Consider the following 20543-nt stretch of genomic DNA (forward strand, 5'->3'; position numbering starts at 1 on the left):
TTTATTTTCAATGTTTAAAAATAACAAATTGCTATAATTCAAAAAGAAACGTGGTATACCAAAACTCGTATATGCTAGATGTAAAAGCGATTTGTGTTGCATATCAATACAGTGGTGAAATATCAAACAGTAGCTTGCAGGTATAATTTAAAGAGAATCTACACACGAATAAAGTAAATATTAAAACTATTAAATCAATTTAATGTTGCAACATCGTCCTCATACTACAGTTGTTTTAGCAATGAGTGCAGATGGCAAGATAGCAGATTTTAAGCGATCGCCTGCTAGGTTTGGCTCAAGGGTTGATAAAGCGCACTTAGAAAAACAAATTGCTGCCTCTGATGCCGTTTTGTTCGGTGCTAGGACTCTGGAAGCTTATGGAACAACACTTACTGTAACCGATCCAACTTTAGTGCAACTCCGGGCGCAAGGAGGGAAGCCTCAGCAACCAGTTCATATAGTGATTACAAACTCTGCAAACTTGAATCCGGAAATTCACTTTTTTAAGCAACCAGTTAGACGCTGGCTACTCACCACAACAGCAGGAGAATTTTCGTGGAAAGAACGTTTACAGACGCTTCACTCAACTCTGGGAATCAAAGTACAGGAGTACCCTCCAGAATTTGAGAAAATTCTGGTTTTTGAAACACCAACGCGAGAAATTGACATTATCGCAGCTTTGAAGTATCTAGCCACTCTACATATAACACGCTTGGCGATCTTGGGTGGAGGTGAATTAGTCGCTTCTTTGGTGGAATTAGACTTAATTGATGAATTATGGCTAACTGTCTGTCCGCTGATTTTAGGTGGTAATACTGCACCCACACCTGTTGAAGGGAAAGGATTTTTACCTGATTTGGCTCCCAAGTTACAACTCATAGAAGTTCATACAGTTGAGCAAGAGGTGTTTTTGCACTATCGCCTGCAACGACCAGCAGATTAGATTACGCTAAATAAGATGATTGGGGATTGGGTATGGAGAAAAGACAAGGTAGACAAGGTAGAGGGGGGAGACAAGGGAGAAGCTTGTTCAATAATTTCCCCTTGTCCCCTTGTCCCCTTGTCCTTCTTGTTCCCAGTCCCCAGTCCCTAGTCCCCAGTCCCTAGTCCCCAGTCCCTAAAAAGTGGAACAACTTAAGCCTCGCTATTGTGTCATTTGGACGAACAAAATCGCTGAAGTACCCCAAAATGCCTGGAATGCTTTGGCAATGCCACTCAAAACGCCATTTTTAGAATGGGAGTGGCTGAATAATCTCGAAACTTCCCAGAGTGTTACGGCTAAAACTGGTTGGTTGCCAAATCACTTGACATTGTGGCGAGATAAAACGCTGATTGCTGCTGCGCCACTTTATCTTAAAGGACATAGTTCTGGTGAATTTGTTTTCGATCATCAATGGGCAGAGTTAGCCGATCGCATCGGAGTCCAATATTACCCAAAATTGCTGGGAATGACACCATTTACCCCAGCAGAAGGTTATCGCTTCTTAATCGCCCCAGGAGAAGACGAGGATGAAATCACAGCGCTGATAGTGCATGAAATTGACACTTTTTGCTCCAAAAATCGGATTTCTGGGTGTCATTTTCTCTACGTCGATCCCCAATGGCGTCCGATGTTAGAACGGCATGGCTTTACAACTTGGCTGCACCACAGCTATATCTGGGAAAATACTGGTTTTAAAACTTTTGATGATTACTTGAAGGTGTTTAACGCCAATCAGCGCCGCAATATCAAGCGGGAACGCAAAGCTGTGGAAAAAGCAGGTTTACGATTGCAACCGTTGAGTGGCGATCGAATTCCTCAGTCTTTGTTTCCCTTGATGCACCAATTCTATGCTGACACCTGTGATAAATTTGGCTGGTGGGGTAGCAAGTATCTCACGCAAAGATTTTTTGAGCAGCTATACACCGATTATCGCCATCGAGTCTTATTTATTGCTGCATATAGCGAAGAAGATGATTCTCATCCTTTAGGAATGTCTTTTTGTTTATTTAAAGGTGACAAACTCTACGGACGCTATTGGGGAAGTTTTCAAGAAATAGATTGCTTACATTTTGATGCTTGCTATTATGCGCCGATTGAGTGGGCGATCGCTAACAATATCCAACTTTTTGATCCTGGCGCGGGTGGCCGTCACAAAAAACGGCGCGGTTTCCCCGCTATGCCCAATCACAGTCTGCATCGCTTTTACAATAATCGTTTAGGAAAAATTTTACTTCCCTATATTAAGGAAGTGAATCAACTCGAACAGCAGCAGATTGAGGCAATTAATGCAGAGTTGCCATTTAGTAACCGAGATTCTTAAAAGTTTGCCAAGGCAGAGGGTGAACGACGAATTACACTTGATATAGAGTGTAAAAACCCTGAAAAAAGAAAATTTCTTTTTCTAATGCTTATGGATTTAATAGTTGAAGATTTAGCCGCAATTGATGATAAACTTTCCCAGCGTCATATTGACCTCGATCCCGGTGGATATTTCATTATTTACTTAGATCGAGACGCAAAGTTAATTTATGCCAAGCATTTTACAAATGTGATTGACGATCGCGGTTTAGCTGTCGATCCTGAAACGGGAAAGGTTATTCCAGCGCGAGAAAAGGTAGAACGAACTCATACAACAGTTTTTAGCGCCAGAACAGCGAAAGAACTTTGCGTGAAAATTTTTGAAGAAACTCAGCCTTCTCCTGTAACTCAATTAGATCATGCAGCTTATCTGGGTCGAGAATTTGTCCGGGCTGAGGTAGCTTTAGTTACAGGGCAAGAGTATGTCCAAGATTAAAGTTAGGAGTGAGGAGTTAAAAGTTAAGAGTTAGAAACTCCTAACTCCTAACTCCTAACTTCTAACTCCGTCATTACCCATTAGAAGAGGGCTGATTTATCTGATAGATATAGTAAGTTGCCATTGGGATAACGGTGGCAGCAATTAACAATCCTACTACCCAAGCAGTAGCGTTACCTTGGTTGGTTTCTTCTGCTTTCTTGTAAGTGCCTTCAACCTGCACATTGTCAGTTATTTTGGGTGGCCCTGGATCGGTTTTGCCAGAGAGAACGGCGACAAGGCGATCGCTGGCATCGAGAAATGCCTGATTGTATTTGTCACCATTGCGTAACGGCACACTTACTGTTTCTGTAGCTATACTCTCGGCAATAGAGTCAGTAAGCAAAGGCTTGACTTGATCCCCAGTAATAATGGCAGTACCATTGGTAACTGTATCAATAACCAATAAAGTTTGATTAGCTTGGGCTGCTTTTGTCGGAAACCATTTTTCAAACAGTTCTTTAGTAAAGCTTTCTGGTGTTTCGCCATAGTCGAGTCGGCGAACAGTAACAATTCTGACTTCCTTATCTGTTTGCTTTGCCAAATCCTTAAAAGCGCTGCTAATCTTGCCTTCATTCAGACGGCTGATGACTTCACCTCGATCCAAAACCCAGGTGTCATTCCCTGCTGTTAGGCTGGGTATTTGATACACACCTGTGGCTAAAGCAGGTGTAACAAATAGCGAGGCTGCGAAAATAACCGTCACTAAAGGTAGAATTAGCCGAATGAGGTGTTTTTGACTGCTAAAAACTTGTTTGAGGAGCTGTTTCATCGTGTGATCCCTAAGACAGACTGCACCAAAAATACTACAGAACCACTGCAAAAATCACCTCGTTCCCGATTTTCTTCAGTGTAAAATTTCTGATATTCCCAGCAAATATGTATATTGTACGGGATTTTTGATTACACAAACTTCTGAGGGCGGTTGCAAGCATTAATCTGACGTTAAACCCCTTACTAGTCACGTCGATTTTGGATGAAAGGTTTACGATGCAAGGATTAACTTCTCCTTTAAAGAAGAGACTTCAATAATGATTTTTTTAAATATTCTCCATCAATGGAGAGGCTTGAAACCTTTTTTAGATTACAGATTTTGACTTTAATCCAAAATCCAAAATCTAAAATCTAAAATTGTCTCGGTAACAAGAAATACCGCCCATTTTGGGAATTAACCCAAATGCTGAGGGCGGAATTTGCAAACCATCTAGAAATCATATCGCATGATTTATATTTTGGTTCAACAACGCCATATTTTTTCATATCTGCAAGTAGCTTTTCTTGACGTACTGATTAGACATCTGAGTAAAAAAGAATGTCAAGACGTTATACTGCTACGTCTCTACAAGGGTTCTAGACAATGCATATTTAGTTTCTGTAGATGTCTATGTGATGGTTTATATCTGCATTTTTCTGATATTTTAGCTAAATCAATATCATATATACATGACTATACTTTTAACTAACGACGATGGCATTGATGCCCCCGGTATCCAAGCGCTGCTCAAAGCTGTAAACGGCAAAAATTCTATTATCGCTGCTCCTGCCGATCATCAGTCTGGCTGTGGACATCAAGTTACTACTACTCGTGCTATTAACCTCCAGCGACGTTCTGAGACTGAGTATGCGATCGCAGGTACTCCCGCTGATTGCGTGAGAATAGCGATAACACAAATTACCGCAGATGTCAAGTTTGTACTTTCAGGCATCAACGCTGGGGGCAATTTGGGAGTCGATGCCTATATTTCTGGCACAGTTGCCGCCGTAAGAGAAGCTGCGATGCACGGTATTCCCGGAGTTGCCATTTCTCACTATCGTAAAGCCAAGCAGAATTTTGATTGGGATCTGGCTGCCAAATTCACAGCTGAAGTTTTAGCGGATTTACTCAAGCGTCCCTTAGAGCCAGGAAGCTTCTGGAATGTGAATCTACCGCATCTGCAACCAGGAGAACCAGATCCGAATGTAGTGTTTTGCCAAGCTTGTACCAAACCTTTACCCGTGAACTATCGAATTGAAGGCGATAATTTTTATTATGTAGGGGAATATAGCAAACGCGATCGCACTCCTGGCAGCGATGTAGATGTATGTTTTTCTGGTAATATCGCCGTCACCCAGTTAAGAGTTTAATATCAGCCATCAGTTAATAGTTAACTATCACCAACTTTTAGTGGGTATTGAGGAGAGCTTGTATAGGGCTATTAATTAATCTTATGGGTATGTGGTGCGATCGCGATCGAAATTTTCAAGGATTTGAAATCTGGTAAAGTTTCAGTGGTACTGAACACTAATTCCAAAAAAAAAGGAGAAATTTATGCAGTTTCTCAAAATTGCTCTTGTTGCTCTCGTATTGATGGTAAATCTGCTAATTGCTCAACCCTCTTGGGCAGGTAAGGATTTCACTAAGGGGGCTGACTATGCTGAGGTAACTCAGGCACTCAATCAACTTCTAACTGTAAAGAATACACCTGAGCAAGCTGGCTATACACCTGAGCAATTCCAGCAGCGACTAGCACAATTGCAGTTTCAGAAAAATGTCATAGAAACAGCTAGAAAGCGGGCGCAGTGCCGCAATGAAACTGGAAAGACTTTAGCTGTCTATGCCAATAAACCAAAAAAATCTCCAACCCAACTTTACTTCCTGGGCGCAGGAACAATCACCGATGATGATTGGGATTGCGATGGTATTTACTTACCCGCAGGTTCTCAAGTGGTTTTAGGCCCAAACGCTCAACCACAACAACTGACCCAACCCATCGCCGTTAAGTTTGTCGATGGTACACAGTCTGTTGCTAGAACCAATCCAGCCACTGGTGCAATTGAATTGAATGTTGAACCTGCCAAAGTATTCAAGGCGGGTGAGAGTACTTGGTTGCTCCCCACTTTTTCCCAAGCGGATATCGATACGCAAATTCCCACCCCACAACTTATTGACTAATTTCATCTAGATAATTCAACTTTTATGCGGTAAGGAATGAGGATTAAATAAGGGATTTCCAAGAAATAAATTATCCAAATAAACGAACCACAAAGACAAGGCAGTGCGCCCTTGCGGTTAAGAGACTTGTTCGCGCAGCGTCTCCCCTTGGGAAAAGCAACTGCCGCGCAGTGTTATGCAGAGAGCGATAAACTACGCTCTTGAGTTTTCCGATCTTCGAGATGCTACTCACGTTTGCTTAAAAGCTGCTGTCAGTGCGATCGCTTGTCTTTAAAAACTAAGGGCGATCGCATTTCAGATATACTCTCGAATTTTTCCCTGATTACTTCCGAAGGTGAATACAAAGTATCCTTCAGCGCAGAAAACTTTCTTTGACGAAATTTCCCACCCCTACCATCTTCGATGGTGCCTCCATCCGTGGAACCCTCCGCCAAATCCGAAGTGGAACCCTCTTCCAAATCCGAAGTTGATGCCATAAGTAGGATAGGGCGACACATAGATGGGATAAGGGTTGTAGATGTAAACAGGAGAAGGCGCTACGGTGTAATCATCATCACAAATCTGAGTTGTTCTAGGTACAACATTCTCTTGCCCAGCATAAGGTAGATTCAAATAACCATCCTGAAAACCACGAGCGAATTCGCCTCCCGCAGTCCGAGGTTTATAAGCTTCTCTATTCCGAGCGCTTTGTTGTCCTTCTCGAAAACCATTTGTATAAGCATTGGGATGGTTAGCCGACGAGTTGAGTACCCTATTATCAATAACAGGACGACAGTAAACAACCCTATCAGCTTTAGCGGCTTGGGGAAAAAGTAAAGACGTTGAGCCAGCGATTAAGCTAAATATTGCAGCAACAACTATTTTCTTCACAGCTTTTAACCTCATTTATGCTTAATGCTTTAAGCCTGTTAACTTTAATTATAAAACCTGAATTATCAGGTGAGATGAGCCAAAAATCATAAATCCCTTGTCAACACCCTTGCCTTTAGATTAGGGGATTCTAGTCTAAAGTTTTAGGAATACACGGCGCAATAGTTTATTTATTCTCCCGTGAGTTCCTGCACAATGACCACACCCCAATCGCAATAATATTTTCTGTCATTGTCGTGCTTGCGGTTATGAGTGGATGAATTTAGCATTTGATGTTACTTGTATTCAATGCAGTCGCAAAGATGTAGAGAGTATTTCATCTTAATGGTTTCCCGATGACTAAATCGAAATGCTGATTGAATAGTGCGATGGTGAGGCGAGTAGAGCTTGGCTATTGTTTTGGAAATATAAGCGATCGCCTGACTGCATATCTCCTTTAACAGCAGATTAGGTAGTTGATTATTGATATTAAAAATTCTTATTCTGGTTTACCGAACTAATAAATTAGAGTAAACCGTAATCTTTTTTTAGGTCTAATTAAGTGCGGTAATCATCATTTAATTAGGTGATGATAACCGAATTTACAGGAGTTGGAACCATACTTATTATGAATACATAAGCACAAAACCAAGTGCAAAAACGATTAAACAATAGCTGAATTTTTCCGAGAAAAAGTTATGGTACTAGTTCGTTACAACCCCTGGCAAGAATTGAACGCTTTGGAACGTCACATCAACAGCTTATTAGGAGATACCAAAGTCCCATCTGCACGGCTTGAAAAAGGCTTTGTCAGAGTTCCGGCTGCTGAGTTGCACGAAACTGATGATGCGATTCATCTCAAGCTAGAACTGCCAGGACTGGAAGCTAAAGATTTAGATATTCAAGTCACCCAAGACGCTGTTCACATTAGCGGTGAGCGCAAATCTGAAACTAAAACCCAAGACAAGGGTATTACCAAGAGTGAATTTTATTACGGCAAGTTCCAGCGTGTAATTCCTTTATCTGCTAGGGTTCAAAATACCAATGTCACCGCAGATTATAAAGACGGTATCTTGAATTTGACACTGCCTAAAACCGAGCAAGAAAAGAACAAAGTTGTCAAGGTTAATCTAGAACAACCTGCTGCATAGTGCAAAACTACTCACTTTCAATAATTGATTGAGATAGCTAAAAGCCCAGTTAGAGATGACTGGGCTTTTTTGTATGCGATCTCCACTTTAAGGTACTGCTCAGTGTCGCTCTCTTTTGTTCTAAAAATTGGCGCGATCGCTGTACTGGTACTGAATTTACATTCATCCAATTTCTCTTCTTTGCTTGAAATTTCCTGTGATTTTGCGACCCGTTTTATATATCTGAGTCAATTTTATTATCAAAATTCCCAGTGGAAAAATAGTTAGAGATAAACAGAATAGATATTACTATAATTTTCATAATATTTGCAATATTCTCCTGCATTGAGAGTTTCATCAAGACGAGCCTTGATTTTTGATTTGTTTAGATGTAGCTTCCATAAAATCGATAAAAACTTTTATAAGCTTATGAATTCCCTCACTACCTCCGGCAATTAAACCTCCTGTCAGTAATGCATCTAAACAACGGAAAATAATTACCTGTATGGGATTATCTAAATCAATAACTACAAGTGGTTCGATTGAGCGAATACCTATTGCGCTCATTAAAAGACCGAATAAAAGAGATGTCCATAGAGCAATTGTTCGTGTATCAGATTTATAAGCTGTTCTTTGGCGCTCTTTTTCATTTATATCATCCATTTGTGGCTGGAAAACTTTTAATGAATTTTGTTGATTTTGTGTAAAATTTTGGATGATTTGCTGTTCTAAACTCATTCCTTCTGGTGGGAGTCCACTGATTTGATTTGATTCCCAAGAAGGAAATTGTTGCTGTTGTCCTTCCATAAGTTTTATTTTCTCAGAGATTAGAGCCTTTTCTTGCTGAATACTAATATCTAATTGTTCGACGAATGGGCCACGCCAAGTAGTTATAAAAACTTCTAAAGAACGCTCTAATAACAAAGAAATAAATAATTGTAATGTGAGTAATTGGACAATATCATTAACTCCAAATGGTTTTAAAACGAATGGTTTAGATGATAACCAAGTTGACAAAGTTACTACTAGAAAACTAATAATGATTAATACAATAAATAGAGGAGATTCGGGAGAAAGCTTTAGCAACGTATCTATACTCCGGTTTCGCGTCACAATATCTAACACAGCCTGGAGGTGAAAACTACACCTGCTGAGTAACTTAACAACGTTAATTTGATAGAACAGTAAATAATTTATGACTCGTCCCTTATTTCTAAAAGTGTGATGAGTCACGCCGTTGTCGGAGCAGAAAGCATTCTAGTGCTACTATGCATGGGACGACGCTAGAGCAAGTAGCAACCGTAGCACCAACTAAAAACCCCTCCAAGGTGTTGGAGGGGTTAAAGTCATTTTTGCGAATGAGATGGTAATTAGGGGGAGACAGCAGCTTTTCCTGCTCGGTTACGCATTTTCTTATCAAAGCAACCAAATGATAGTACAGCATTTTATAAATCCATTACGAACCTCTGTAAGTCTGTACTTAGTAAGATAAATTATTAGTGCTGTCATCTGATATCAGCTGCAACTCGACAGCGTTTAGATAACCTTTATCATTCAAAGCTTGTGCTGGTAACTTTTTAGCGTTAACAGCAGTCTTAACCACATTTAATCCAGTCAGGTTTCCTGTTTGGGATTGAGATACCAAAGCGCTATTGCTAAGACCACCCTGTGCTTTCAGATTACTTTGATAAGCTAGAAATGTCGCATCAAAGGGTTTGATGTAGCTGAGGTTAGATGAATTGTTAGAATTGATAGCTATAGGTTCGCCATTATGGTTAGTAGCTATTTGCGTGCCACCCATTCTAGGCAATAAAGCAATAGAAGTAACAATGAGTACAGAATCAATCAAGATGGAGAGTTTCATCGGATTATCCTTAGTTATAGTAAAGTGCGATTAGTATTCTTGAGTAATAGAGTCTTATTTTTTATTTGTCTTAACTTCCTGCACCTAGTTCACCTGAACGGTTGATTTGCTCTTCACCCATTCGGGTGATTGCATCCTACGGTTCATTCAAAGTTGCTAAGACCCATCATCTGATAAGCAAGAACAGCAGTATCAAAGGTTTTGAAGCAATTGATATCTGTGGAATCGTTGCGTAAAGTATTAGATTTGACAGCTGTGTTGATTGATGTGCCATTTTTGCGATAAGTAGCTACTTGAGTCCTAGCGATTCTAGGTAGGACACTAGAATCAACAATGTGTGCAAAATTAAGCCAAGGAAAGAGTTTCATCATTGATGCTGTGTTGGTTAATAAATCGAGAGCTAAGTTCAGGACAAACTTGAACAGATATATATTTAACTGAGATTATTTAAAAATTTATGCAGTGTTGTTACTCAGTTGTAGATATAGCTCAACTGAGGCATCGTATATCTACGCTATCCCTTCAACAGCAGATTTATTGATTTAGTCTGATTGAATCTAATTTGTCTATTCGAGTTTACCGAACAGATAAATTAGAGTAAACTGGAAAATTTTTTTATCTAATTTTGTGCGGTAATCATCAATTAGCTGGTGTCAAAAACCGAATTTACAGCAGCTTTAACTATACATAATATGAATATGTAAGCACAATTTGAAGTGCAAAAATTATTAAGTAATATTAACTGATGCGAGGAAAGGCTATGACACTAGTTCGTTGGAATCCTTGGAGAGAAATTGACACTCTACAACACCAAATAAATAGTTTATTTGAAGATACCAGGCTACCATCTGCATTGTTTGAGAAAGGCTTAAGCAAAGTTCCGGCTGCTGAAATCCAAGAAACTGAAGATGCAATTCATCTAAAGCTAGAAGTGCCAGGAATAGAAGCTAAAGACCTGGATGTACAAGTCACAGAAAATGCTGTTTACGTTAGCGGTGAGCGGAAGTCTGAAACCAAAACAGAGGAAAAAGGTGTTACCAGAAGTGAGTTTCATTACGGTAAATTTCAACGCGTAATTCCTCTATCGGCTCGGATTAAAAATACTGACGTTACGGCAGATTATAAAGATGGCATCTTGAATCTGACACTGCCTAAAACTGAGCAAGAAAAGAACAAAGTTGTCAAGGTGAATTTGGAACAATCTGCTAATTAATGGTTTGCTTGCGATGTCTACGACGGGCTACGCCTACGCACTACTTTACGTGCAATGATTGATTGAAATAGTTAAGAGCTTGGTCATGCGAGTGACCAAGCTTTTTTCTAAGTAATTTAGCGTTGATAAAAAAGTACTAAAGACTTTCAAGATTTTTAAGTACCTCTGCGGCTGACTGATATCGTTGAGTGAAATCGAAATGTACCATTTTATTTAAAATCATCACTAACTCGTCTGTAGCCTCAGTTAATTCGCGCCAATGTTGCCAAATTTGTTGATTAGCATCAGCTTGGCTTTGGATAATTATTTCACCAGTATTTGTATCTCTGCGAAATTCTCTGGGTTCTACCCCAGTTAAAGCTTGTATTCCCATAATTCCCAACGCATAAATATCGCTGTTAAGTTTTGGCAACCCGCTCATTTGTTCCGAAGGTGCATAATTAGGAGTGCCAATTGAAATAGTCTGAGCTTCTTGCTGCTGAGGTTGAATCTGCTTAACAGCGCCAAAGTCAATTAAAACAATGTGCCGGTCTGATTCTCGCCTAATTAAATTACTAGGTTTGATATCTCGATGGATTACGCCATAGCTGTGAACAAAAACTAGTACATTTAAAACTTCTTTGAGTATCTCCACAACTTCAGCTTGTTTTAGTCGCTTCCCAGCAGTTAACTCTTTATCCATAGCGTGCCCTCGAACAAATTCTTGCACTAAAGAAAATTGCCGATTTTCTTCAAAAAAAGCTAACAGTTGGGGAATTTGTGGGTGCTTACCCAAAGTTTCTAAAATTTCTGCTTCCGCGTCGAATAAACGTCTGACAACATTTAAATATTCTGCATCTTGGCGGGGAGGTCGCAACTGTTTAACCACACACTGCGGATTACCAGGACGCTGGATATCGTCAGCTAAATAAGTATTGCTAAATCCGCCAGAACCCAAAGGTTGAGTAATTTTGTAGCGGTTATTTAGTACCGTGCCTATTGCAATTTCTTGCCCGATGGAATCAACAATTACCGTTGGCGCTTCATTTGAGGCGTTGCCACGCTGCCGTAAAAGATTTTGCAATTCTAGAATTAATTGTTGGTGTTCTTGAACCCGTTGGGTAATTTCTTTTTGCTCTTGCTTGGTTTGATAAGCACTATAAGCAAGGACACTCCCGGCGGTAAATACTAACCCCAACGCCGGAGGTATGACTGGGAACCATGCAGCTTGGGTAAAAATGACAAAATTAACTCCAAATAATACTGCTAGGGCTGTTAATGCTGCCAATCCTAAACCTAGCGGATGTTGAATCCGCCATACCAGCAACCCACCAACTACAGTCCATGCCCATATCCAAAGAACTTTACCCCACTCAGGTAAAAACCAAAATAGAGGTTGTTTGTTCAGAACAGCACTGAGAATTTGACTAACGCTGTGGGCATGAATTTCAATTCCGGCCATTTTGCCAGAATTATCTGACTTACCGCTAGCAAAGGGCGTATTAAAAATATCATTTAAACTATTAGCTGTTGAACCAATCAAAACGATGCGGTCTTTAACTAAATCTGGTTTAATTTGATTGGTAAGCACTTCTGTAATAGTTAGCTGCTGGGCAATCTGATGACCAGAACGGTAATTAAACAGGATTTGGTAGCCATTGGTATCTGCTTTTTCATAGCCGCCAGCGTTACTTTGCAGAGGTTTAAATACAGTATTACGTAGTTGTAGTTCTTTTTTGGGGGTAAATTCTAATTGGATGCCTCCAACTTCTAAATATTTGAGCGCTAGTTGTAAGCTAAAAGAATAGGTACTTTGACAAGAATCAGACTCCTCTGCACTTACTAATAAGAGGTTGCGGCGAATTGTGGCATCAGTATCTTCGACGACATCATTAAATCCTACTCGCTCTGGTTCAACGCCTTTTGGAGGCGCTATTCCCGGATTGTTAGAACCAGAATGTTTGCAAATGGGAATGATGATATCGCTCTGTTGGAGGCGTTGCAGTAGCTTGTCATGACCAGGCGGTACTGGTAAGTCACGAAAAATATCTAGACCAATGACTCGCGGTTGATATTCTTCAAGTTTGCCTAATAGTCGGTCTAGAAGTTCGCTAGACAAGGGCCAATTCCATTTTTGGATATCTTTTTCACTTAAAGCAACAATCAACAAACGAGTGTCTGGACCTGGGTCGGCACGTAATTGCATCATTTGGTCGTAGACTTTCATTTCTAGAGGCTCGAAAACCCCCAGTTTTTGAATTCCTACTAATAGAAGTGTTGCGATCGCACTTGAAAGAATAACTGGCTGTCTAAATAAACTTTTAAAAGTTACAACCATTTTCTTAAATAGATTTTACTTTAAAATATACGTATATTTGAAGATTAATTTTTAATATCGAAATTATTCTACGCAATTTGCAACTTTTCAAAAAATATAGTCATCATATTTTACTTGTAAACCCCAAAAGACTCAAATCCCCGACAACTTTTACGAAATCGGGGATCTTTTTGTTCATAACTCATTTATAATTGCTAGATGTGTTTCAGATAATGCACAATCGCCTCTGCTGTTGACAAATTAGTAGCCAATAAAACTTGATTAATAGTGCATAATCTTAACAGTGCTTCTTCATTTGCTTGACCAGGCTGAGGTTGCAGCAAATCTCGCAAGAAAATAACTGCTACAATTTCTCCGGCTCCAACCAATGAAGCAATTGTTTGATATCCTCCAGAAGTTGGTGCGGGAGTTTGTTGACTAATAGTTATCCCTGCCTGCTGATGTAAAACTTCACTAACAGATGGCCAGGTAATTGTAAAACTCTGCGAGAAAAATTCCTGATGTTGAGAAACCAATTCAGCAAGTTCTGATTTCTTGCTTTCATGAGCAATCAGTACTATATTTCTTTCAATGATTGCTTGAGGAGACTCACTAACATTTGTTTCTTCTGGAGTTTCATCAAAATGAGCTTCTTCTACTTGCGGAAATTCTTCAATAGTTTGACTGATGCTATCAGTAGCTCCACTTTCTGTTGTTTCCAAAGATGGAATATCAGCTGAGTCAGAAATGTTACTTATTTGTGCAGCAACACCATCGACATATACACTAACTTCTTCAGCACTTGCATTATTCAAATCAATGTATTGATTGCTTAAAACTTCCGCAACGGCATCATCAGGTGCAGTTGATGCTTCAGGAACTTCGCTTATTGTTTCATCCGCCGTAGAAGTAGGTTCTACTTCCTCAACATCTGCGCTGTCTGCTGCTGTAACTGAACTATCCCAATCTATTGCTTCATCAATGATATCCCGTGTAACTTGGCTCTGCTCCTCTGCTGCTTGTGGCTGAATCTCTTCGTTTTCAACAACTTCACTGGTTTCTTCTACTACTGGCGTCTCCAAATTCACTACTTCATCGTGAGTAGTTTCGGGAATGTCCCTTTCCTCCTCAGATACATGGTGGAAAATATCGCGCGGCTGGACGGAGGTAACTTCTGCTGCTAGTGCTGCCTCCAACTCTGCATTTTCATCGTAGGTAGCTTCAGGAGTGGCGCTTTGTACAGGAACTTCGTTCAAAATATCACGTGGCTGTACGAAGGTAACTTCTGCTGCTAGTGCTGCCTCTAACTCTGCATCCTCGTCGTAGGTAGTGTCTGGAGTAGCACTTATATCACGCTGTTGTACGAAAGTAGATTCTGTCGCCGGTGTTGCTTCAAAATCTACAGCCTCATCGTGGTTAGCTTCTGGAAGAACACTTTCCTCTTCAGGAGTTTCAATGATGTTTTCAGGTGCAGCTATGCCGTTATCAGGTTCAGTCAAAGAAACTTCTGAGGCTTCGCTGACTTCTGGAACTTCAACTTTTTCACTATCGGCGCTGACTTCTGGTGTAACTAATGTCCGCAAATCCACAATATCATCACGAACATCGTGTGGAACTTCGCTAACTGCTTCTGGTGTCTCAACAACTGGGATAACATCATCAGGTTGAGTGGAAACAACTTCTGAGATTTCGCTGATTTCTGAGGCAGGGGGTGCTTCTACTTCGGAACTAATTGGCGGTGGAACTTCGCTAACTACCTCTGGGACTGGATTAACAACATTGGCAGCGCTGACATTTTCAGGCGATCGCGATCGAGAAAACAGTGAAGGATCTATAATTCTAAAGACTGTCTCTGGTTGCTCATAAGCGGGAGCAACTGCTTCCAAAATCAAAACATAATCTGCAATCCGAATAATATCTCCATCACTCAAAGAATATGGTCGATCTTTTTCAGCCTGTTTCCCATTAACTATTGAACCATTTCTACTGCCAAGGTCAGCAAAGTAGTAATTTCCACTTTTAACAAAAAATTTAGCATGTACCCGACTGATATCAGGGCTGTCTAGCACTAAATCAGAATCAGGAGAACGACCTATTACCCATTCTCCTCTCGTTGGAGTTTCTGTGGTCAGGTCAACTTCATTGACTTCACTTAAATTTGGTGAGTAGCTAACTTTAACTTTCATATTAATTTTTGGTTAATTTTATTGATTTCTGCTACCCAGCGCTGACGGGTAGTATGTTCTAAATTTAAAATATCATCTTGTGACCAGTGGAAATGATAAGCAATAAAAGCTACCTCCTCATATAAAGTATCAGAGGGGTAGCTTACGACTCCCCCGCTAGTTCTAGCTCCACTGAAAATTGAGTATTGCAATGGGGACATTGTGTCGGAATGTGTACATTGCCTTGTTGATTGATTCGATTGTAAAATTCTCGAAGATAGGCAATGTCATGTAAAAGCAGTCCTTCGAGTAAATCAGGACTAACAGAATTGAAACTGCCCAAGCGAGTAATAACCCGTGCCAGCATTACCAAGACACCGTAAGCCGGATTTTCTTGAACTTTGCGCTCTTGTTGCACCAAAATTTCATCTTTAGCGGTGGCTAAACGCATCACTCCATGACGATGTACTCGTTGTTCGCCATCACTCAATCCTCTAGGAAGAGTGAAAGCAAATTCTGTGCAGAGAGTATCCTTTTTACGGCGCATAGGTTAATTTTATTTGGGCATTGGGCATTGGGCATTGGGGATTGGGAATAGGGGATGAGTCTTTAAACTACATTAATGAGTCTTTTCTGACTGGTTCCCAGCCTGAAGGCTGGGAACCCATTCTGGGAGGCTCTGCCTCCTCTTTGTTGACAAGAGGTAGAACCTCTGGGAATACGTTCCCAGCCTCCAGGCTGGGAACGAGGCTAACTTCATTAATGAGGCTTTGAACTCCTTTAATGAGGCTTTGATACTCATTAATGAGGCTTTGATACTCATTAATGAAGCTTTGAACTCCTTTAATGAGGCTTTGATACTCATTAATGAAGCTTTGAACTCCTTTAATGAGTCTTTGATACTTGCAGACGTAGCTTGGAACTTTTTCCCCTGCCCCTTGCTCCTCATTCCCCAATACCCAATGCCCAATTCAATTATGAAGAAGTGCTTCGGGAGAATTTACTGTATCTTCCGGTATGGAAGTTTCGCCTTCCAAGCCATTGATTCGACGGTAAAAATCTTGGAGATAATTTAAATCTTGGGAAAAAAAGTTTTCTACGATTGCAGGAGTAACTTCTGATAAAGCACCCAAACAGGTAATCACTCGCGACAAGATAATAATTGTGGCATAAACGGGATTCGCTTTAACGCGGGGGTCACGCAAGGGTGCAATTTCGTCTATCGCCGTTGATAACCGCATTACACCTTTGCGGTGGAGGTTGCCTTCAGAGTCTAGATACCCCTTTGGCAGTGTAAATTCAAACTCTGTGGGAAACATAATTCTCCTAATTATTTCACGCGTTTAAATTCCTCAAAAGCAACCTCCACCTCCTCAATTTCGATGTCATGGCTGCGGGCGTTGACATCGGCAATCTTGTAACTTGCAGGCCATGCACCGGCTAATTCAAATCTAGCCACTTCTTGATTTGCCTGATTATAAATAGACAAAGCAACAAGTCTACGTTGCTGTGACCAATTACCCTTTTCGACTTTTTCAAACCACTTCCAAAAATCCATAGAGTTAGTTGTACCTCTACGCAGAATGAGATTACCACTCTTGGAATTGCTAGGAAGCTTGGTTCTTACTACCTGACCTTTTGATTGCCCTTTTGTACCCCAGGTTTGAGAAGTGACTTCAGTAATTTCAATAACCTCTTGTGTTCTTTTAAAGCCTTGACACTCCAAAAAGAAACAATTGGCATCGTTTTGACCTTCTAATGTCAGTTCTAAATAGAACCGATGGGCTGTCAGAACTTCTGGAATTCGGCTTGCGGATTGTACCACTGTTAATTACTGCAAATACTAATTATTTGATTCGTTTAATTCCTTCGTGAACCAATTCAACTGTTTCATTAGCCATATCACCACCAGAGGCTGTTAAGGTGGGCCCGGTGTATTTACAGGGATAACAATTGACAATGTTCCAGCGTGCTTTTTCAGAGCCTTGTTGGTCGTAAGCAACCACCGAACCAGTCTTACGATTCTGTGCCCACTTGCGAGGGTCTCCCATGTCTTCGTTACAGTCTTGATACCATTTATAAAGGTCTATATCATCAGTGGCGATGACTTTTACTGTAATATTGGTAAATTTCACAACAGTTGGTGTAGCTTGACGCATGAGTTTAGCGCCCTTAGATGAACCGTGAACTTCTTGCGCTGGTGTATTTTCAACGCCTAGTCCGCTAATTTCTTTGATGAATTTATCAGTAATTCCGTCAGCCTCGAAGTAAAACTTACAAGAGGTTAAAAATTCGCCTGCCATGCTTTTAGACTCCTTAGTGTGTGATTAATTTTGAAATGGGGATTTGGGAGTTAGGAGTTAGGAGTTAGGAGTTATAAGAATTCTTTTCCCAATGCCCCATGCCCAATGCCCAATGCCCCATGCCCCATGCCCAATGCCCAATGCTCTATTCGCTATCTTCAATGCCATTCCATTGGCTGATGCGGAAAACAACAAATTCCGCAGGTCTTACGGGACAAACTCCGACTTCAATATATAAACGTCCTAAAATTCTGGTTTCTGGTGGGTTCAATTCTTCGTCGCACTTGACATAAAATGCTTGGGCTGGAGATGCCCCAAATAAAGCACCTTCACGCCAGATGCGCTCTAAGAAGTTGCTAACAGTGCGGGTTACACGCGCCCATAAATCTTGGTCGTTCGGTTCAAAAACTACCCACTGAGTCCCCAATTCTAGGGATTTCTCGATATAGCTAATTAATCTACGCACGCTGATGTAACGCCACTCTGTTTTATCTGGCTCAACTAAAGTGCGTGCGCCCCAAATGCGGATACCTCGATTGGGGAAGCTGCGAATACAATTTATCCCCAAGGGATTTAATAGTTCTTGTTCGCGGAAGTTGGTGTCATAGCCTAAACCAATTACGCCTCTGGGAACTTCATTTGCTGGGGCTTTGTAAACTCCTCTGGTTTCGTCGGTGCGGGCCCAAACACCCATCACATGACCACAAGGAGGTACTAAAATTGGATTACCGCGATCGCGTGGATTCGGTACTTTAATCCAAGGATAATAAAGGGCCGCAAACATCGAACGACGGTTAAATCTATTCAACCATTCCACCACTTGTTGCGGTTTGACGGCTTCCGGTGGCGAATCAAGTACAACCATGCGGTTGGGCGGATTGGGAATATCGCCACTGGCAGAACCCTCGCACATACTAATCATCAGTTCGATGATACCGTGGACTTGATCTAAATTCAGTACTTGCTCTTGATAAGCCCGCATCACATCAGGACAAGCCAGCATGGTGATTTCATCAACTTCAAAGATACCGCGTACCCCGGTGCGATCGTCTCGAACCCCTTCTAAATTTTGCGAAAATCTATCGGGTGTGGCGGCGACAATGGGCGGCGCTAGTTCATATTGACCATTCACCGGACGACGAGCTAAAGGTTGTCCGCTTTGAGTTATGTCTTCTACAGTGACATACATCGAATTTCTCAATGCTGTCAGCGCATAAGTTGCGACTTGAGCATTAGGGTCGCGGTTCATGCTCAAGTTCTCGTATTGCTCTAAAAGCTCATCTCCCCGACGAATTTCGATGGTGAAATATTCGCCTGTATTGGGAGGCGCTTCTCCTTCAGTACCTTCGGGTAGAGCTCGGGGCGAACCATCAATAATTACAATATTTACTAATCCACCTGATGCTTGCTCAGGGCGCAAAGTAAAGCGCAGGGCTGGACGATTACCTCGAGCGTTGATTCTGAGGGTAGCCGGTTCTGGAGTTGCAGGTCTAGGTGCGCCTGGTAACTGAGTCCCAATACTTGTTACCCAGCAACGACCGCCACCATTCATAAAGTAGCCGTAGACTGAAAAGGGTAAATAGGCGTTGAAGTCGGTGAAGCCGTCAGAGTTGGGACGGGCAAAGTAGTTTAAAAATTGCGTCCAAGTGGTTACTAGCATGGGCTTGTATAATTCAGCCCCACCGCGAACATCTTCTGTAAAGCCTACAAATCCGGCAACTGCTGTGCTAACACCTTCAATTGGTCGGCTACCCCGGTCAATTTCTTCGATATAAACACCAGGAGCAAAGTAATCAAGTCTAGCCATGAAAGTTTCTCCAAGTCAGTAAAAATCTAATTATTCAGGAGTTAGAAATATTTCTTTGAAAGTATTACTTTGGTTATCTACCAATGCATTGACGTTTTGGGGTAAATAGCCAGGATGATTCAGAGTCAAAACATAATTACCTAAATGAAGGTCTTCAAAGAAGAACAGCCCTTCTTTAGTAGTTGATATGGACTTGTCAGTTCCCCTCACAGCTACTTCTGTTGCTACCAGCGGCAAATTTGTCACCGCACTTTTGACAATACCCGCGATCGCAACTCGCCTAGTTAATACTAAACTGTCACTATCGCGAGACAATTGATTTCGCAAATTGAAAATTCGCTCCCAAACCAAAGGCACTGGAGTTGGTTGTGGCTCGAAGGGTATTGTAACTGTCAAATATAAGGCTGAACGCAATGGCACATTGAGAGCGCTCCATAAAGAGCCAATCTCAATTGGCGGCTCTAAGGCAACTGTCATGTTCAAATTACCATAGCCCCGTAATTCAGGAACCAAAAACTCCTCTTCCAAGGTGCGATGGCGCAACAGCACAGTCAACGCCTCACTAATAAAGTGATGCTCACCTAAAGCTGTTCTATCCCAGGCTGTTAATAGCAGCGAAACATCAAACCAAGCTGGTGCCCAATTTACAGTGGCAGGTTGTAGAGCGCGTGTTAGCTTGCGTTCTACTTGCCTGCCAGAATGTTGTACCTGCTTACTCTCGCGTATATCAAAAATATATAAATTGAGAGTCGGGCCTGCTCCCTCTTCCCTACGATTACCAGGATGGCTAAAGTCAATTTGCTCTGTACTGGTAAGTGAGGTTCCTCCAGCGAGAATTTCGGCTAAAGTTTGAAGAACGAAGATAAGCATGAAGATGTGCTGCTGGTAGCTAATCCAGATGCATCTACAGTATATGTATCGGGCTTCTAAAGTTAATTAGACTTTTGTCGATATTTTTTAAATCGGGTATTGGGTCAAGAATCCGTAAAGTCGCAACTTCAGTTTGTAGATTAATCTGGAGCAGTTCTTAATTGGACGCACTACATTTTTTTCTTGTGGGGTGGGTTGAAAAGCATTGTTGTCAAGTTAAGGCAGAAGCCCAAATGTCAAAAGTATGTTCGTCGAATTCCGGCAGTCGTTTATTGAATTCGGGCAGTCGTTTATTATT

22 protein-coding genes are annotated in these 20543 nt (G+C 41.2%); 7 read left to right on the top strand and 15 right to left on the bottom strand.

Features of this window, described 5'->3' with window-relative positions:
* Positions 1 to 202 precede the first annotated feature (202 nt).
* From RMY32_RS24735 to RMY32_RS24745, 3 genes are all read left to right on the top strand, one after another.
* The gene (locus RMY32_RS24735; protein WP_322714130.1) at positions 203 to 943 is read left to right on the top strand and encodes a RibD family protein; all 741 of its coding nucleotides are present in this window, start codon (positions 203 to 205) and stop codon (positions 941 to 943) included.
* 181 nt (positions 944 to 1124) lie between these two features.
* Complete coding sequence (locus RMY32_RS24740) at positions 1125 to 2303, top strand: GNAT family N-acetyltransferase (RefSeq protein WP_322714131.1); 1179 nt, start codon at positions 1125 to 1127, stop codon at positions 2301 to 2303.
* 90 nt (positions 2304 to 2393) lie between these two features.
* Positions 2394 to 2777, top strand: a complete 384-nt coding sequence (locus RMY32_RS24745; RefSeq protein WP_322714132.1) for a DUF4346 domain-containing protein — start codon at positions 2394 to 2396, stop codon at positions 2775 to 2777.
* Between the two features lie 73 nt (positions 2778 to 2850).
* Here the strand turns inward: RMY32_RS24745 and psb32 are convergent, their stop codons facing one another.
* A complete protein-coding gene (psb32, locus tag RMY32_RS24750; RefSeq protein WP_322714133.1) occupies positions 2851 to 3588 on the bottom strand; it encodes a photosystem II repair protein Psb32 in 738 nt (245 codons plus the stop codon).
* Positions 3589 to 4259: 671 nt separating this feature from the next.
* On the opposite strand from psb32, the gene surE reads away from it, so the two are divergent.
* Positions 4260 to 4940 (top strand): 5'/3'-nucleotidase SurE, encoded by a 681-nt coding sequence (gene surE / locus RMY32_RS24755; RefSeq protein WP_322714134.1) that lies wholly within the window; start codon positions 4260 to 4262, stop codon positions 4938 to 4940.
* A gap of 184 nt (positions 4941 to 5124) precedes the next feature.
* The gene (locus RMY32_RS24760) at positions 5125 to 5748 is read left to right on the top strand and encodes a hypothetical protein (RefSeq protein ID WP_322714135.1); all 624 of its coding nucleotides are present in this window, start codon (positions 5125 to 5127) and stop codon (positions 5746 to 5748) included.
* Positions 5749 to 6138: 390 nt separating this feature from the next.
* Here the strand turns inward: RMY32_RS24760 and RMY32_RS24765 are convergent, their stop codons facing one another.
* Entirely contained in the window at positions 6139 to 6618 is a 480-nt protein-coding gene (locus RMY32_RS24765; RefSeq protein WP_322714136.1) for a hypothetical protein, read from the bottom strand.
* Between the two features lie 677 nt (positions 6619 to 7295).
* Between RMY32_RS24765 and RMY32_RS24770 the strand changes: the two genes are divergently transcribed.
* Positions 7296 to 7748: an Hsp20/alpha crystallin family protein gene (locus tag RMY32_RS24770; RefSeq protein WP_322714137.1), complete on the top strand. Its 453-nt coding sequence runs from the start codon at positions 7296 to 7298 to the stop codon at positions 7746 to 7748.
* 336 nt (positions 7749 to 8084) lie between these two features.
* On the opposite strand, the gene RMY32_RS24775 is transcribed toward RMY32_RS24770, so the two are convergent.
* From RMY32_RS24775 to RMY32_RS24785, 3 genes are all read right to left on the bottom strand, one after another.
* Complete coding sequence (locus tag RMY32_RS24775) at positions 8085 to 8744, bottom strand: hypothetical protein (RefSeq protein WP_322714138.1); 660 nt, start codon at positions 8742 to 8744, stop codon at positions 8085 to 8087.
* Positions 8745 to 9207: 463 nt separating this feature from the next.
* Positions 9208 to 9591 (bottom strand): hypothetical protein, encoded by a 384-nt coding sequence (locus RMY32_RS24780; RefSeq protein WP_322714139.1) that lies wholly within the window; start codon positions 9589 to 9591, stop codon positions 9208 to 9210.
* Between the two features lie 143 nt (positions 9592 to 9734).
* The gene (locus tag RMY32_RS24785; RefSeq protein ID WP_322714140.1) at positions 9735 to 9962 is read right to left on the bottom strand and encodes a hypothetical protein; all 228 of its coding nucleotides are present in this window, start codon (positions 9960 to 9962) and stop codon (positions 9735 to 9737) included.
* A 389-nt stretch (positions 9963 to 10351) separates the two neighbouring features.
* On the opposite strand from RMY32_RS24785, the gene RMY32_RS24790 reads away from it, so the two are divergent.
* Positions 10352 to 10804, top strand: a complete 453-nt coding sequence (locus RMY32_RS24790; protein ID WP_322714141.1) for an Hsp20/alpha crystallin family protein — start codon at positions 10352 to 10354, stop codon at positions 10802 to 10804.
* A 136-nt stretch (positions 10805 to 10940) separates the two neighbouring features.
* Here the strand turns inward: RMY32_RS24790 and RMY32_RS24795 are convergent, their stop codons facing one another.
* The 10 genes from RMY32_RS24795 to RMY32_RS24840 form a co-directional block, all read right to left on the bottom strand.
* Complete coding sequence (locus RMY32_RS24795) at positions 10941 to 13121, bottom strand: CHASE2 domain-containing serine/threonine-protein kinase (protein ID WP_322714142.1); 2181 nt, start codon at positions 13119 to 13121, stop codon at positions 10941 to 10943.
* A 194-nt stretch (positions 13122 to 13315) separates the two neighbouring features.
* Positions 13316 to 15286: an FHA domain-containing protein gene (locus RMY32_RS24800; protein WP_322714143.1), complete on the bottom strand. Its 1971-nt coding sequence runs from the start codon at positions 15284 to 15286 to the stop codon at positions 13316 to 13318.
* A complete protein-coding gene (locus tag RMY32_RS24805; protein ID WP_313931140.1) occupies positions 15283 to 15486 on the bottom strand; it encodes a DUF6760 family protein in 204 nt (67 codons plus the stop codon). The genes RMY32_RS24800 and RMY32_RS24805 overlap by 4 nt, the downstream gene beginning before the upstream one ends.
* Positions 15429 to 15812, bottom strand: a complete 384-nt coding sequence (locus RMY32_RS24810; RefSeq protein WP_094347971.1) for a hypothetical protein — start codon at positions 15810 to 15812, stop codon at positions 15429 to 15431. The genes RMY32_RS24805 and RMY32_RS24810 overlap by 58 nt, the downstream gene beginning before the upstream one ends.
* 67 nt (positions 15813 to 15879) lie before the next feature.
* The gene (locus RMY32_RS24815; RefSeq protein ID WP_322714144.1) at positions 15880 to 16221 is read right to left on the bottom strand and encodes a hypothetical protein; all 342 of its coding nucleotides are present in this window, start codon (positions 16219 to 16221) and stop codon (positions 15880 to 15882) included.
* Between the two features lie 15 nt (positions 16222 to 16236).
* A complete protein-coding gene (locus RMY32_RS24820; protein ID WP_322688381.1) occupies positions 16237 to 16584 on the bottom strand; it encodes a hypothetical protein in 348 nt (115 codons plus the stop codon).
* An 11-nt stretch (positions 16585 to 16595) separates the two neighbouring features.
* The gene (locus RMY32_RS24825) at positions 16596 to 17090 is read right to left on the bottom strand and encodes a phage tail protein (protein ID WP_322688382.1); all 495 of its coding nucleotides are present in this window, start codon (positions 17088 to 17090) and stop codon (positions 16596 to 16598) included.
* A gap of 22 nt (positions 17091 to 17112) precedes the next feature.
* Entirely contained in the window at positions 17113 to 17568 is a 456-nt protein-coding gene (locus tag RMY32_RS24830; protein WP_094331970.1) for a phage tail protein, read from the bottom strand.
* 145 nt (positions 17569 to 17713) lie between these two features.
* Positions 17714 to 19375, bottom strand: a complete 1662-nt coding sequence (locus RMY32_RS24835) for a phage tail sheath family protein (RefSeq protein WP_322714145.1) — start codon at positions 19373 to 19375, stop codon at positions 17714 to 17716.
* Positions 19376 to 19405: 30 nt separating this feature from the next.
* The gene (locus tag RMY32_RS24840) at positions 19406 to 20245 is read right to left on the bottom strand and encodes a Pvc16 family protein (protein WP_322714146.1); all 840 of its coding nucleotides are present in this window, start codon (positions 20243 to 20245) and stop codon (positions 19406 to 19408) included.
* Positions 20246 to 20543 lie beyond the last annotated feature (298 nt).

The organism is Nostoc sp. ChiSLP03a, from assembly GCF_034531215.2.
Taxonomy (GTDB): Bacteria; Cyanobacteriota; Cyanobacteriia; order Cyanobacteriales; family Nostocaceae; genus Nostoc.